The organism is Zavarzinella formosa DSM 19928 (assembly GCF_000255705.1).
Taxonomy (GTDB): Bacteria; Planctomycetota; Planctomycetia; order Gemmatales; family Gemmataceae; genus Zavarzinella; species Zavarzinella formosa.
On the sequence record NZ_JH636439.1, the window covers coordinates 1,834,664 to 1,849,243 of the forward strand.

Here is a 14,580-nt window from a genome sequence, read left to right on the forward strand (position 1 = left end):
GTTGAATGGTCATTGAAAATACCGATGTGCCGCCAACAGGGGCGCCTGTCGGCGATACGCCTCACGATTTTGAGTCTATTGGCCGACAGATGCCGAATCCGGTGTACCTTCCTGCTCCAATCAACACAGGTCCGGAGATGGGTTCCGGGAACGTCAGTTGGACATGGTAGATCGGCCGGCGGGGGCGGTTGTCGGGCCAAGCTCGGGCGGCAAACGAGCGGACATGTGGCACGCCAGCCAAAAAGGCCGACCGATTGAAACTCACTTCGCACGGAGCGGGGTAGCCTGCTTGAACGCATGCCTCGGCGATGATCACTTCTTCCGGGCGATTCGCCTTCGGGTATCGCGGCAACATGACCGGCGTGATGCTTGTCCATGTCTGGGAGGACTTTGTCCAAGTGCCGGCTTTTAGGGTCGTTCGCTCCCGCTCCCGGTCCGGGCGTTCGTCCAGCAAGAGATTGCAAGTCCCGGCGGCTTGGCCGGCGCCCGGATCACGGAAATACAGTTGTACGAATCCCTGACCGGCTTCCACATCCAAGGCTTCAATGGTCGGATTGTTCTGGATTAGCGCAAACAATTCGGCCGATTGTTGCGGTGTGAACTCTGTCGGCAGGGCGATGCCGATTCCGAGCAAGTGGCCGTCCGCATGTTCACGACCGACAAAGGCCATCGGGAAGGCGGCCGGGCGATTCGCATGGCTCGGCGCGCCATTCGGCTCGTGTCCCGACAGCCATTCCGGCGGGTTTGGCCCGTGTCGGCTCATCAAGGCGTTTCGCAATGCCTCAATGAGGTTCGGGGCCGATTCCAGCGACCATCGACGACCTTCGGTTTGCCGCAGCGTGATAATGGCTTGGTCATACGGAGGTTTGTGCGAGGTCGCACTTGGGGCTTTCGGTTCGGCGTACCCTTGCCAACCGGAAGGCTGCGGACGCAATCCTGCCCGATGACGATTAAGCAGATAGTCCAGCCTTCCTGGCCCGAAAACTCGCATCCGATGCCTAGCCTGACTGTCCGTGGGGATCAGATTCGGGATTAGTTCTTGCTCGGCAATGCCGATGCGCACGGGCGTTGCCGAATGCCCCAAATAAGTCGCCTTGGCACAGAGGGATTCAACGCCTGCCCGCAGGTTGGCTGGGAGATCGATATCCCATGACATTTGAAACGACATACCGGCTGGGACAATCGCCGGGTAATGCCGGGGTTGTCGGTTTCGGCCGATGGGAATGCTTCCCATCGAGCCAAAAGGCCCCTTTTTGCCAACGGGCGAAGAATCGTCGTTCACCGGCACATAGGTGGTGAACGGCGTGCGCGTGGAAAGCAATTCGGGAATGGTGAGATCGGGCGGGCCGAGACGTTCGATCCACTCCAAGGCAGCCCGCTCCGCCGGATCTTCTCCGGATTCGCCGAATCCCGCCACAAGGGCCATGAACACGCGGTCTGGATGCGGAGGCCATTCCGGTTCTTCGCGGTCGTTCCAACTGGTGACGACGGCCCGGCCCATCAGCCATTCGATGGTCAGGGCGAACATCAGCCTTCCTCCCCGCCACCCTCGACGGCAGCCAATTCCATGCTTCTCTTGACCAGTTTGACCAGATCGGCCGATGGAATTAGAGTCAATTCTTCAAGATCCAATGGCAACTTCGCTTTCAAGACAGCCTCGACTGCCACCGAATAGAGCTTAATGGCTTCTTCCCGCGACAGAGCATATTGCGTGTCCGCTTCGCCGGGACGACCGAGCAGATTCCAAATGATCGGATCTTTGGCCCGAAGAATGCAGCGGCTTCGCAAATCGTAGCCTGCTTCGGCGGCAAGGGTCGCCCCGAGCAATCCCAATGCGGCAAGGTAGGTGCGGGCAATCGTGTTGGCTTCGGGAGTGGAGGGACTTACCTCAGTAGTCGGGAAACGAAGCCGACGTAACGCCGGAAGGGACAACACGGTTGTTTGTTCGGCATAGTCCATCGTGAAGCCACCTGCCGAAAGACTGGGCATTACATTGCCGTGGTTTGCTTCGGAAGGTTTGCCATCAGCTCCGAGTGGGACAGGTTTGCCCTTTTCTTTCAAGGCAATTTTCTCGTCAAGTGTCCACCCTTCGGCAGACTTGAATAGCTTTCCGCTGTTTACCCGAATGTTTAGCGGGTCGATTCGGCTGCTGGATTTGATCCCCGGAACGGCATTAACTCCGATAATTTCCGAAACGATGGCTCGCGCGAACTTGACTCCCAGTCCACCACGAGGCCCGGTACTGTCCCACATGCCGAAAACCAGACTATGAGGGGAATGCTTGAGAAGTGGCGTCGCATACCCGGCGCTGAGTTGGTCGAGTTCTTTGCCAATGGGCGACTTGCGAAAGGCAATTTGTTTCCCGCCTGCCTCCGTGGTGCTATCCCGAAGAATGGCGTCCGCGATTCGGTGCGGGGCCTGCAAACTGGTTATCTTCCGAATGCCTGGATTGTCCACGGCCTTGAAATCCACCGAGACAACCGGGAGTTTCACTTCCCCGCCTTCCCAAGCGTCTTGCAAGGCGAGTTCCATCCGGTTTGCCTGCGATGGGACAGAATCGAGCAGCACGCACGGAATCTGTTGGCCACCGATTATCCGATCTTCAATCGCGTACTTCCCTCCTTCATAGGTGGGCGGGAATACCTTTGGACTGACGGGTTCCAGCCGGAGTGTCAACCGGAAGGCGGCGGCACTCCCGGCCACGGCGGCCTTGAGTGTTTCAAAGGCAAGAGACTTTGCGTTCGACATCTGGACTCCTGGTGGGGGTAGAGTTCGATTAATTTTTGTGGCGTTCAATCCAACGAGTTCGTTATGAACATCTCGGAGGAAAATGGATGATTCTCATGTGTGATGGCGGGCCTTCTGCGAGTGAAGAAAGAGGATTGTGATCGGGTGGTTGGGCATTTGCAATCTCGGATGGGGTCATTTGTTGGAAATTTTTTTCGGGGGCCGGTTTCATTCGTTTTTTCGGTCGGGATGGTCTCACACGACGATCACCACATCCCTGGCATCCGGGGGAGGCGAGGGGCGGCCGATGCTTTCCATACTGTTCACGCAACGGCTGCATAGAGGCATGAAGATCACTTGGTCCGCGTCCAGGCTGATCAGGGCGTAAAGCCGGGAGCGGAGTTTTGCGAACTCCGTGGCCGACAGGCGGCAGAGGAACACACTGTATTGGATGCGCAGCCCGAAATCCTCGCAACAACTGGCCACTTTGCGGAGCCGTTTTGGGTCCGCGATGTCATAAAAGACGGCATAACTATCCATGTTGGCTCATCTCACAATGAAGCCGTGATAGCGGGGGACGTCGCCTCGCACATAAGCGGCCAACATACGGGCCTGCACTTCCAACATGCGCGAATAACTCATGCGATAACCGTATTGCGGGTGGGTCACTTCCGCGGCTTTGCGCTGCTCGTAGGCGGCGAAGAATTTTTTGCGGCCCGCATCGGTAAGCTGGCAGGCATCTTTCCAACGGATGAAATCCCCCGGTGTCAACAGGCGGTTGTTGATCAGGGTGACCACCACGCTGTCAGCAATGATGGTTCGAAATTCCTCCATGATGTCGAGAGCGAGCGATGGCTTGCCGTGTCGGCCGACGTGATAGAAGCCCCGGTAGGGATCGAAGCCGACGGTGCAGACGGCCGAGAACGCATCTTTCGCCAGCATCGCGTAGGCGAACGAAAGCAGGGCGTTCACCGGGTCGCGGGGTGGTCGCCGGTTGCGGGTGGTGAAGTCGAATCGGCCGTCGGGAAGATCCATTCGCAGGAAGCGGCCAAATTCGCCGAAATACAGGGCCGCCCCCTGCCCTTCGAGGCCGAGCAGGCTTTCGAGTTCCGTGGCCCGGTCGAGGCGATTGAGCAAGTCGGAGATGCCTCGAGCGGCCGGTTCGTCCTTGGCGGTGACCCGGCCCTCTTCTTCCGATTGGGCGCGCAGGCAACGCATCAGGAAAACCCGCTGGTTGGTCAGCTTTGCCCGGACCACTTCGCGGGCCAATGAGATGCGAATATCAGGATTGTCGAATTTGCGGAATTGGGCCTCTCGCAGCGACACGTTCTTGGCCGGGGCGCTGACCAGCGTTGCGATGTATTTGCCGTAGCCGGACAGGTACGACACGGGGATTTCATTTGTCGCCAGTGTGGCCAGCGCCTGTGTGCTGACTTGCACGTTGCCGAAGATCACCACCTGCCGGACGGCGTGAATCGGGGCTTTGTTCAACTCCTGACCGTCTTTGCTGATGATCAGATGCTCGCCCCGTTTGCCGACATAGGCGCCGGGTTCTTGCACATACAGCACGGCCCCCGCGTCGGAGTGAGGAATCACCCTCGGAAGGGTGGGCGTGCCTTCCGAGGGGGGTGTTTCAGGCTCGGCGATGCCGAAGAGAGTTTCCTCCGGCAAACAGATGGGGCAGAGCGAACAACCGTGACAGCGGTTCCGCAATTCAGAAGGCAACGGCGGGGGCGGTGTGTCGCGGGCGGCAATCTCCCGGATCTGGTCGATGGCCGCGAGCGTTTGGGTTCGCAACTCCTCGGTGAAGGGAACGGTCAGACGATCCCGGCTGCCGACAGAGAACTGGATGCCGTGCGAAACCGGCCGGCCGAGTTCTTCTTCCAGCAGCATCCCTTGAATGCACAGTTGCACGGCATCATTGTCATACACATACGGTTCGCCGTTCTGGTCGCGCGGGAAGTTGCCATGCTTGGTTTCGACGGGGCACGGCTCGCCATCGCGTTCCTCCAACACGTCGAGCTTGGCCGTCACCCCCAGGCGTTCTGAGGAGACAGTGACGCTGCGAGTGCGGTACACGTCGCCGTCCTTGCGAGTTTTGTTGGCGAGTCCCGGATCGTCGGTGCGCCGATGATCGAACAACCCGCCCTCGACGTGTTCGTTGACGGGCACGACGGCATCGACATATTGCAGGAAATAAAGCCGGGGACAGAAGGTGACTTGATTCAAGGCTCGCGCCGGGATCAGGTCGAGCGGAATGGTGATCGCGGAGGCCATGCGAAATACTCCGGAGAACGAGTCGCGGGTCGGGTGTCCGGAATGTGTTCCCGCGAGCGGGGCAAAGTTCGACGGATATTTCAAAAAACCGATCTGCGGAACGGTGATCAGGATGAACCCCGGAAACCCGACGGTCCGCTTCCGCAGCAACCGGGTTTCCGGTAAACTATCTTGGAGTCAGGCAAGGTTTTGTCCTTGCGACGTGGGAAGGCGACGTCGTTTGCGCAAGTTCAGCAAACGACGCAAGAGTCGTGATTCTGGAACATCATTCCCGAAGAGGTGTTGGCATTCAGAAACGAAAGAGGCCCGCAAGGCGGGTTCGGTCAAAATGTCATCCACTGTTGAATGGTGAGCGGACATCATTTGGCCATACACTTGAATGATCTGCGAATCGTTCACTAAAATTCTCCTTTTAAACCACCAGCTATTTACAAAGTTGGTGTCTAAACAGGTTAGTCTCTTATTCTAAAGAGTTCAATATGTGGCTGTGCGTTTTACTGTCGCTGGCGCGGCTTTTCGTTTATGATTTGTGATTTTCCAAGCTACTTAAATGCTTGGCCGAATTGAAGTTAAATCGCTGGCGGTTCTTATTTGTCTGAGTGAAGATTTTCCACGCGAATTTCTTCGCGTGGCCGAATTATGTTGTTTGCAGAAGCACTAACCTCATTTTTGACTCAAACTGAAGCAAGTGACTTTTGTTTCAGTTTCATAGTTTCAGTCATCTACAATATTCAATCAACCATCCGAAGCTGGCAGGTCGTCGGGTTCATGGCCGTCAACAGCGGGCGGGTCATGTGGCCGAAAGAGACGACGGCCTGGCCGGGGGCGAGAGCCGGGAGTCTGGCCCATAAGCCGGGGTCGATGCCGGGGACGGTCTTGGCCAGCGTGCTGACCACTTGCGGGTCGGTTAGTTTGTGCAGGATGAAGTTGTTGCACAACCCCAAGACTTGCCGGGGCAGGTGTTGCGGCAACTGGGTGACGAACGCCAGCCCGAGCCAGCGTTTTCGGCCCCGTTTGGCGATGCGGGCCACTTGATTGAACAGGTTTGGCGTCTTCTCGATGCGTTCGGCGCTGAGAAATTCGTGGGCCTCTTCGACGATGATCAGCACTCGTGGCGGTTCGGGGCGAGTCTCTTTCTCGAAGGCCGTGTAGGCTTTTTCTTGGGCTTCCTGAATTCCGCGCAACACATCGGCAACGGCGATGTTGTTCAGTTCGCTCATGCCGCTGTCGGACAGGTCGATGACCGACACCCGGCCGGGCGTCAGCAGGTCGGCATAGTTGAGGAATTTCACGCCTTTGTCCGAGTGCTGCCGGTCAAACACTTTCAGACGATTAAGCCGCCGGAGCAGACTGTTGACCTTTCCCCATGACGAGGCAACTCCTGGCATTTCCTTTGACTTGATCAGCTCTTGGAACATCCTCTCGGCTTCCGGCGTCTTGAATTCCTTGTTGAAGCAAGTGAACTCTTCACCCTTGCCGACCGCCGCCCGGCATTTGCCGACGACATCAAGCAGGAAAGAGAGCGTCATGCGGGGATAACCGCGTTCAAACTCATCGAGTCGATTGAAGATGCGCTCCTGCTTGTCGGCCTCGGCGTCGCCGACTTTCTCCTTGGTCTGCGGAAAAATCCCCAGCCGCCGCATCATCGTTTTCGTCACGTCATAGGCGAACAGATAGCGGTCAGATTGAGCCTCGTTCATGCCGAGCATTTCGATCACTACATAGGGCGACAGCCGGGCGAATTGCAGGGAAAACGGCCGAAGGCATGGATGTTTCGGATTGGTCGTGTCCCGGCCGACGAGGTGCAACAAGTGCATGGAATCGGCTGGCAACCCGGCGGGTGTTTTTCCGTTGGCCGCCAGTGTGCTGACCATGCGCGGGTCGGTGGTCGGTTCGTTGAGGCGGGTATATTCACCCTCGACATCCAGCAACACGACGGCCACCCCGGCGGCTTGGGCCTGTTGCACCAGACCGCTCACGGTGGTCGTTTTGCCGGAGCCGGTGGTGCCGAGAATGGCGGTGTGCCGAGGCAGCACGCTTTTCGCGGCTGACGGAATGGCGACTGTCAATTTTTCATGGCCAACGGCCAAACCCACGGCAATGTCTCCCTCGGCCTTCAACGCCTTGGCGGTTTCATTTTCGTTCAATTGAAACACCGGACTGTGCGGCAACGGTCGTAGTCGCGGCGGCGTGAGTGTTCCATCATCGAGTTCCTGGCCCAACAGCGTGACATGGATGCGACCGTGAAACGACGGCAGATAGTCCCCGCCGCGCGTGCCAATGGCGACCATCACCGCCGAGTCGGCCCGCATGGTGTCCGGTTGGGCGAACGGTCCGGCGCTGACCACGCCAAGATAATTTCGGTTGTCTCCCCGGCTTTTGATGCGGACCATCGCCTGGGCCGGCGCCTTTTGCACGTTGTCTCGCGGCAGCAAGACCGTGATCGTGCCGTCCTCGCTGCCGGGGGCGTCGAACATTGTCGAACCGATGGCGTCGGCCGGGAATGTCGCGGCGGGATAGGCCCCGCCGATGTCGGTGATTTCCTCGGCCAGTTCTTTCTGGGCAATGGTCATGGGGAGTCTCTCAAAGGGTGTTCAACGGCGGTCGCGGCTCATGCGTTCGCTGGCATAACGGGTGGCGGCCCCGGCGCGGGCATAGGCGGCATCGGCGAGGTCGCCAAGCGTCGCCCCGCCGTAAAGCGATCGGCATGCTTCATCCGCAAGGTCGATCAGCGTGGGAAAGCCGCGATGCTCTTGAAGAATGCTGTCGGCCATCGCAATCCGCACGGCGATGGCGGCGTGGTCCTCATGGGCGTAAAAAACCTGGGCCGGGGCGAAGGGCGAGGCCCGATACACGCCGCACACGACCCGGGCGGCCACTTGATCGCGGAAGCGGACCAGCCATTGGTCAGTGGCCAGCGGCACGCCATCCCAGCGGTTGTCCACCGTCACCGCCGGATGGAAGCGGGCGTTATCGATGAACTCGGCCAGCCGGTCCCGCAAGGTGTCCACTATGGCGTATTCCAGCGGTCGCAGACTGTGGCCGATGGTCAGCAGCACGCGGTCGGCCGGTTCGCTGGAGACGAACACGAACTTTCGATGCCCTTCCGCCAACTGCCGGATCGCCTTCACCGACTCGATCATCAAGTCGGCGCTCCCCGCCCCGCCCATCAACAGTTCATGGGCCGCCGGGTTGCCGTGCCCCATGCGCCACGGGGCCGTCGATTTGTAAGCGAGAACGGCTCGCTCAGCGTAAGTCATTACTCCCCGCCGGGCAAGTTGCGACAGCGGATCGCCGGAGGAATCATGGTTCTGCGCCCCCCGATATTGTCGGCGAGTGAGAAGATCCAGCACCTCGTTCACCGGGTCTTCGTGGGTTCGCCGAAGGTCACGCCGGAACAAACGGGTTGCCCAACCGCCGCCGTCGCCCTGATACGAAACGAGGCTGACGCCGATCTGATGAATCGTCAGCGGGATGGTGTCGTGACACTGGCTGGTGCCGTCGCACGCCTCGACCGCCCCGCGAAAGAGCAAGCCCCGGTGAATCGCCTTTAACTCATCAATCGTGGTTTTGTGGACGCCGGCATTCTTCGGGGCGCCGTCGATAAACGCCAGTTTCGGGTGAACTTCCTCGCGAATGCGGAGTTCGGCTTCCCCCTCCAGACTCACCGCCTCGGCCACTTCATCCTCGACCCGGCGATATTCGGCATCCAGGTTTTGGCCGGCCCGCCAGGAATCGAGATTCATCACGCTGGCGAGGTCTTCGCCGAAACCATCGCGGAAGGCCTCCGGCGTGCAGCCGTCAATGCCCGTCGCGGCGGGGCGAATCGGCCCGGCGGATCGGCCGGCGAGAAGGGGGATGGTGTCTGGTTTCACGGTATTGTCTCCGGGATATGTTCCCGTGGCTGATCAGGAGTTCGACAAATTCGCGAGATTATTTGTCAGGGACTTTAACCAATGCCCGCCGCCGGGGGCCAGTGGCACAAACTCCCGGGCGTAAATTCTGGCCATTTCCGATGGCAAACCAAAGTTCGTCGTCAGTTCATGTTCGATATCCGCCATGCTGGCGTTAGGCATCAACCTGCTTCGCACCACGGCGGCCGGGGCCAGTAGTTCGCAGGCCAGCCGGTCGGCCTCGGCTTCGACTGAGTTGATGTCCAACGAGGATGCTTTTCCGTCAATCAGTCGAAGATGCGGCCCCAAGGGAACACCGCGCAGGGCGCCATGAATCGCCTCCGTCGGCGTCGGCGGCCGGTCGCCATCCAAAACGGCGAGGATGCCTGTTCCCATCAGGGCGACACACCGTTCGCGAGGCTGACGATAGTGCCGCAGGACATGGGCCATTTCATGGGCGAGCGTATAACGCTGCTCATCTTCCGCATCGTCATTTGAGACAAAGAGAAAAGCCTCCCCGCGCCAGGCGAAGACGCAGCCCTGCAATGGCCGCTCATCGCCCACATTCGCAATTGGAAGTCCGCACCGGCCCAGATACTCACTCACGGAAACCGTCGTCAACCGGGGCAAGTCCGCCACGACGACATTCGCCGGGCCAAACGCCAATTCTTCTCGAAAGTCACGCGGGAAACATGTCGGCGTCGGTAGGACGCGGGCGAGTTCCAAAATCCAGACGGGTGGCGTCATGGCGGGGCCTCCGGCGGCGGGTCAACTTGCCGGGCGGCCATCAGGTGGCCTACATCCGTCGGCCGCCCTTGATCCCGAAGTCGCCAAACCACCCGGCTATGCCGGACCACCTCCGCCAGCCGACCCATGTCGGCCGGGAACCGGGCGACGATGGCCTCTAAATCTTCTCGGAAATCCTCCGCATCTTCCCGTGGCATCCGGCATAATCGCAAGTTTGTCAACATGGCTTCCGGGCAGGCCAGGTGGGATGCCAGTGATAGATCATCCCAGCCTCGCGCCTCGGCGAATGCGGCCAAGGCGGAAGCGAGAAAGAATCGCTCCCGTTTGGCTCGTTCCAAAAAGCGAGGCAATGCGTCGTCAGCCATGAGTTTCCCCCCATCGGATGATCCGCTGATTGTTCCGGTCTTTCACCTGTTTCACCCGTCGCCGCTGCTCATCAGGCGGTAGATCGCCAAAGCCCAAGGCTTGGGCGAAAATTTCGGTGCGCCGTTCGCCGCTCAGTTGCAAGTGAAGGCATTGCCGTTCAGGCTCCGTCCAATCGCGGGTCAATTGGACCATCAACACTCTTCCTTCATTGATGGTCTCTTCCCGCACCAGATTGTCGAGGGCCTCCTCCGACTCTCCATGATTCCCGGCCGCTTCAGCAAGTTCGACAGATTCTTCCCGGTTTCGGTGGTGCCTCGCCTCGCGCGCCATCAGGTTTCTCAAATCACGCCCGGCCGTGAATAACAACCATCCCCCCAAATCCCGTTGAAGCGGATCGAATGACGTGGGGTTATTCAAGTAGCTCATGATTGCATCGCTCACCGCCGTGTGGATCAAATCGGGATCGACATGGCGGCCGGAACGATTGCGGAGAACTGTTGTCAGCCAATTGAGATAGCGGGGAACATAATCATTGGCGGCAGTCGGATCACCGGACACCAACCGGAGGTAGAACGCCATCCCCATTTCACGAGTCGGGAACATGACCACATCCGGGTTGCGACATCACTGAAGATGGTTTGATTAGAACCGATGAACCCACGCATGTCTACGAATGAATCAGTGCGACCACGATCTGCTCGGATGTTTTGTCGAGACATGTCGTTGATTCCGGTCCCGTGCCATCCCGATGTCGTTCGCCGCCTCCCCTCGCGTCAAGCGTCGCAACAAGGCCGCGTTCACCAAACGAATGGCCGCTCCCTGCCGCCCAAATGTTGCATCCACCAAGTATCTCATACACTATTTGGCGCTTCATTTTTGGCAGAAAACTCCGTATGCCACGACGAGTTTGGAAGCCACTACGTCTCCGGGAGATGACAACCGAGGAACGGGCTGAAATCACCCGCCTGACTCGTTCCCGTTAATCCGAGGCCTGGGTCGTTGAACGAGCCGCCATCCTCCTGGTTTTCGCCGACGGCGAGAAGCCGACCCACATTGCCCGTCGGCCGGACGTCACCCAGATCAATGTGTACGGCCGCCTGCGCCGATTCAACCGGGCCGGAATCGGTCAAGGGCTTCCCCGGCCGGGACCGCCCGGCGACTCGGGCGACGCAGGACGCCGACGACGGGCGGCGAGGCACGGGCTATGTCTTCGGGGCCTTTCGGCCAACCACCGGGGAGGCGTTCACCCACTCGTATGCGCGCCGCACCGGGGAGAACTAGATCAATTTTCTGAAGAGGGTCGAGCAATGGCTGACGGCCGACGTTATCTGCGTCTACGCCATCCTCGACAACCTGGCCGCCCACGGGTCGAGGGACATGCTGCTGTTCAACATGGCGTACCTGAGGCGGGAGTTTGTCTTCCAACCGGTCGCGACGGCGTACTTGAACCTGATCGAGCCGTGTTGGAAGGCACTGTGATCCCTGGTGCTTAAGGGCCGCCTGTTCGGAACATGGCATGAAATCGTTGCGGCGATCAACCAGGCGACGACCTACTGGAACTCGCACCGACATCCGTTTCACTTGGGCCGACGACGGCGCCACCGACCGGCCGGCGTCACTACCCCGCCTCTGTACGCTAACTTGGCGGATGCACCACTAAATATCGCAAGGGTACGCATCAGGATACATGGGGCCGCTATTATACTTCACGCGGCCAAGAGTGAGACATCATCAAACTCTTGGAAATTGAATGTCATCAACTTGGAGAACTGGTCGGTGTGAGTCGTCGACACGCCATCCAAAACCTGTTGGACGGCGGCCCGAAAATCGGCGAAAGCCGGGCGGTATCGACTGTGGGCCGCCTTCCGTTTTGTGAACCGCCAGAGCTGTTCAATCAGATTCAAATTTGGCGAATAGAACGGCAGGAACAACAACTCAATGTTCAATTCCCCGGCCAGCGCCTTCACCGTGTTGTTGCGTTGATATCTGGCGTTGTCCAACGCCAAGGTGACCGTCCCGGCCAGCCGGCGGCTGGCGATTGCCTGGAGCGGTTCGCCCATCGTCTCCTTGTTCACCACCGTCGTGTTGGTGATGACGACCAATTCTCGCGTGACCGCATTCCAAGCCCCCAAAACGTTCAATCACTGGCGACCCAAGGCGGCCCGGACGAACACCCGGCGATTGACCACAGACAACAGAGAAACGTGCCAGACACAAAATGAGCGGCGTCCACAAAGAACACATGCCCCCGGCCAGCGACGTTCTCGTCCAGCCGGGGTTTCAGTTGGTTGTCGAGAAACTCCCGCTGCTCCCGGACATGGTCTGGCAGTTTTCTGGGAGCGGCACGGGGATAGCGCGCGTCCGTTGCCAGCGGAAGCCAAGCCAGGCCAGGAATTGACGCACTTGGGTTGGTCCGCGTCGCAAGCCCGTGAGCGTTTCGATCCGTTCGGCGGCCTCGGCCACCGTTCGGACCGGAAAGGCGGTCAGTGAATTCTTGATGATCTCGATATTGTCGGCCAGGTCATTGACCGAACCGGTCACGTCCCATTGCCGCAGGACGTCGAAACCGCCATCACGGTACTCGGCCACCTACCGCTGAACGGTCGCCCGCCCCAACCCGGCGATGACTGCCGCCTTCGCCCGGGTCAACTGGCAATGCGACAGCCACAGGACGAGCATTTTGCGGCGGACATGGCCTCGGGGTGAAACTCCCGTTCGGCGTTCACGATTTGTTGTTCGTCGCCGGTCAGGCTGATGGGAAACCAAACCATCCGTGGCTCCATGTCCGGGAAAACGGCGAGTGCCGTTCACGGTTCCCGAGCATACGCCAGCACAAGCCAAAACGGAATGTTCATCGTAGCCTCGCGAAGTATAAGACTGATGACACGCCGCTCCAGCCACGACGGCCTGTGCGGCGACCCCGTTATACGTCCCGTTGGAAGAAGCCAGACGTCTCCTTGGCGGCATCTCGGAATCAATGGTGTTCAAGCGGGTGAAGCTCAGTGACATCCCGGCTCCGGTTTCCGTCGGCGGTAGCACGATGTGGCAGGTGAAAGACCTGGAGAAATGGGCCGACTCATTGTCTCCGGAGAAGTGACGAGATTAGGCGACTCAGGGAATCGGCCTCGATTATCATCCAGTGCGCTCTTCAAAGCGTTTCAAGAAGGGAGCCTGTCATGAACAGGCCCAGGAAAAAGACCATCATCCACCATGAGTCGCCGAACGGCACCCGTTGCAAGGTCGGCACGCCTGGAGGCGTTTGCGACGGACGGAGTCTAAGAAGTATTACGCCCAAGATCATCATTACTGGCGTCAGGAAGTCCATCCCCCTCTGCGCTCACCACCAAGCCTCCTGCGAGATGCTGAAGCGGCTGCAGATCGAGGCCGCCGCGCGGTGACTGGACATCGCAGACAGGGCCGGAAGGCACAAGGGCAAGACGCTCAAGGTCCCCGCTCGACGAGTGGGAAGAGGACACTATCAACGGCGGGGCCACCGAGGATCACGCCGAACCTCGAGCTGTCCGATGCCGAACGGTCTTCGACATCGCGGAATAGAGGGCTCCTGCCGACGTAGATCTGGTCGAGCTGCGGGAGTCGATCCGGCTGTTGAAAGAAGCCAAGGGGTTGAGCGAGATCAAACCCACGCCCATTACGTGGCCGCGCTTCGCCAGTTCGGAAAGTGGCTCGTGCACAACAATCGGACCAAAAAAAAACCCTTCGAGAGGCTCGACACCGTCAAGGCGATCCGGCAGGCCACGACGCGAGCTTGCCTCCGAGGAACTCGACATCATGCTGACTGCGACACAGAACAGCCGAAGCGGGGGAATCTGTCCGGTCTCCAACGGGCATGGTTGCACATAGTGGCCGCCGAGACGGGCTACCGGGCCTCCGAACTTGCCAGCGTGACACCTTTGAACTTTACTTCGGGAGAACGCCCCTTGCTCTCCGTCGGCGACGACGTCACGAAGAACAACAAGGACGCCGGACAACCGCTGCCGCCCTCCATGGCCGCTCCTCTGGAGAGCTGGGTGAGAACTTTGCCGCCGACCGCTCCGCTCTGGCCGGGCCTTGGGGCAGCCCACAAGCAGGGTGGCAAGATGCTGAAGCAGGATGCGGCGGCGGCAAGATCGGCATGGATCGCAAAAGCTGCAATCCCGGAGGAAAAGGCAATGCGGGAAGCGTCATTCTTCCTGCAGCCCAAGGACGCGAAAGGGCTACTGATCGACTTCCACGCCCTGCGTCACACGTACATCGATCACCCGGTGGTCTGGAGCAACCCCGCGAATCGTGACTGATCGACTTCCACGCCCTGCGTCACACGTACATCACTTTGCTGGCAAGGTCGGGGGATTTCTCCCAAGGCCCTCATGGAATTGGCCCGTCATGGCACTCTGAAACTGTCCATGAGGTATGCCCATGCCGACGAAACCGAGAAACGCAACGCTGTTATCTGGGTGATGGAAGATGGTTTTGGTTGCTCATGGCCGCCGCAATGATACGGACTCCGGTGGAGTTCCGTACAGTAAGGTATCAGCGTTGAAAAAATCTACCGACAAACGGGTTGGATGAT

Annotated in this window: 14 protein-coding genes; 2 read left to right on the forward strand and 12 right to left on the reverse strand. The window is 59.3% G+C overall.

The window, feature by feature from the left end:
* Positions 1-61 precede the first annotated feature (61 nt).
* The 9 genes from csb2 to BGIM_RS0108625 form a co-directional block, all read right to left on the reverse strand.
* Positions 62-1,528, reverse strand: a complete 1,467-nt coding sequence (gene csb2 / locus BGIM_RS0108580) for a type I-G CRISPR-associated protein Csb2 (RefSeq protein ID WP_020469381.1) — start codon at positions 1,526-1,528, stop codon at positions 62-64.
* A complete protein-coding gene (cas7g, locus tag BGIM_RS0108585; RefSeq protein ID WP_020469382.1) occupies positions 1,528-2,748 on the reverse strand; it encodes a type I-G CRISPR-associated RAMP protein Csb1/Cas7g in 1,221 nt (406 codons plus the stop codon). The genes csb2 and cas7g overlap by 1 nt, the downstream gene beginning before the upstream one ends.
* Positions 2,749-2,982: 234 nt before the next feature.
* Positions 2,983-3,267 carry a CRISPR-associated endonuclease Cas2 gene (gene cas2 / locus BGIM_RS0108590; protein WP_020469383.1) on the reverse strand — a complete coding sequence of 95 codons (285 nt, stop codon included), beginning with the start codon at positions 3,265-3,267 and terminating at the stop codon, positions 2,983-2,985.
* Between the two features lie 6 nt (positions 3,268-3,273).
* Positions 3,274-5,004, reverse strand: a complete 1,731-nt coding sequence (locus BGIM_RS0108595) for a CRISPR-associated endonuclease Cas4/Cas1 (protein ID WP_040888475.1) — start codon at positions 5,002-5,004, stop codon at positions 3,274-3,276.
* Positions 5,005-5,735: 731 nt separating this feature from the next.
* The gene (locus BGIM_RS0108605; RefSeq protein ID WP_020469386.1) at positions 5,736-7,577 is read right to left on the reverse strand and encodes an ATP-binding protein; all 1,842 of its coding nucleotides are present in this window, start codon (positions 7,575-7,577) and stop codon (positions 5,736-5,738) included.
* Positions 7,578-7,598: 21 nt separating this feature from the next.
* A complete protein-coding gene (locus BGIM_RS0108610; RefSeq protein ID WP_020469387.1) occupies positions 7,599-8,879 on the reverse strand; it encodes a hypothetical protein in 1,281 nt (426 codons plus the stop codon).
* A 33-nt stretch (positions 8,880-8,912) separates the two neighbouring features.
* Positions 8,913-9,644, reverse strand: coding sequence for an ImmA/IrrE family metallo-endopeptidase (locus BGIM_RS49365; protein WP_020469388.1), 732 nt, complete (start codon positions 9,642-9,644; stop codon positions 8,913-8,915).
* Positions 9,641-10,009 (reverse strand): hypothetical protein, encoded by a 369-nt coding sequence (locus BGIM_RS0108620; RefSeq protein WP_020469389.1) that lies wholly within the window; start codon positions 10,007-10,009, stop codon positions 9,641-9,643. Before BGIM_RS0108620 ends, BGIM_RS49365 begins: the two co-directional genes overlap by 4 nt.
* Positions 10,002-10,613, reverse strand: a complete 612-nt coding sequence (locus tag BGIM_RS0108625; RefSeq protein WP_020469390.1) for a hypothetical protein — start codon at positions 10,611-10,613, stop codon at positions 10,002-10,004. Before BGIM_RS0108625 ends, BGIM_RS0108620 begins: the two co-directional genes overlap by 8 nt.
* Positions 10,614-11,093: 480 nt before the next feature.
* Between BGIM_RS0108625 and BGIM_RS62630 the strand changes: the two genes are divergently transcribed.
* Positions 11,094-11,291, forward strand: coding sequence for a hypothetical protein (locus BGIM_RS62630; RefSeq protein ID WP_029629853.1), 198 nt, complete (start codon positions 11,094-11,096; stop codon positions 11,289-11,291).
* A 425-nt stretch (positions 11,292-11,716) separates the two neighbouring features.
* Here the strand turns inward: BGIM_RS62630 and BGIM_RS49375 are convergent, their stop codons facing one another.
* The 3 genes from BGIM_RS49375 to BGIM_RS67770 all read right to left on the reverse strand — a co-directional run bounded on the left by BGIM_RS49375 (position 11,717) and on the right by BGIM_RS67770 (position 12,781).
* Complete coding sequence (locus tag BGIM_RS49375; RefSeq protein WP_238537562.1) at positions 11,717-12,151, reverse strand: transposase; 435 nt, start codon at positions 12,149-12,151, stop codon at positions 11,717-11,719.
* Positions 12,152-12,290: 139 nt separating this feature from the next.
* Positions 12,291-12,599 (reverse strand): hypothetical protein, encoded by a 309-nt coding sequence (locus BGIM_RS0108650; protein ID WP_029629854.1) that lies wholly within the window; start codon positions 12,597-12,599, stop codon positions 12,291-12,293.
* A gap of 56 nt (positions 12,600-12,655) precedes the next feature.
* Positions 12,656-12,781 (reverse strand): hypothetical protein, encoded by a 126-nt coding sequence (locus BGIM_RS67770; protein ID WP_020469393.1) that lies wholly within the window; start codon positions 12,779-12,781, stop codon positions 12,656-12,658.
* Positions 12,782-13,948: 1,167 nt separating this feature from the next.
* Between BGIM_RS67770 and BGIM_RS64730 the strand changes: the two genes are divergently transcribed.
* Positions 13,949-14,305 carry a hypothetical protein gene (locus BGIM_RS64730; protein WP_162136234.1) on the forward strand — a complete coding sequence of 119 codons (357 nt, stop codon included), beginning with the start codon at positions 13,949-13,951 and terminating at the stop codon, positions 14,303-14,305.
* The last annotated feature ends 275 nt before the right edge of the window (positions 14,306-14,580 follow it).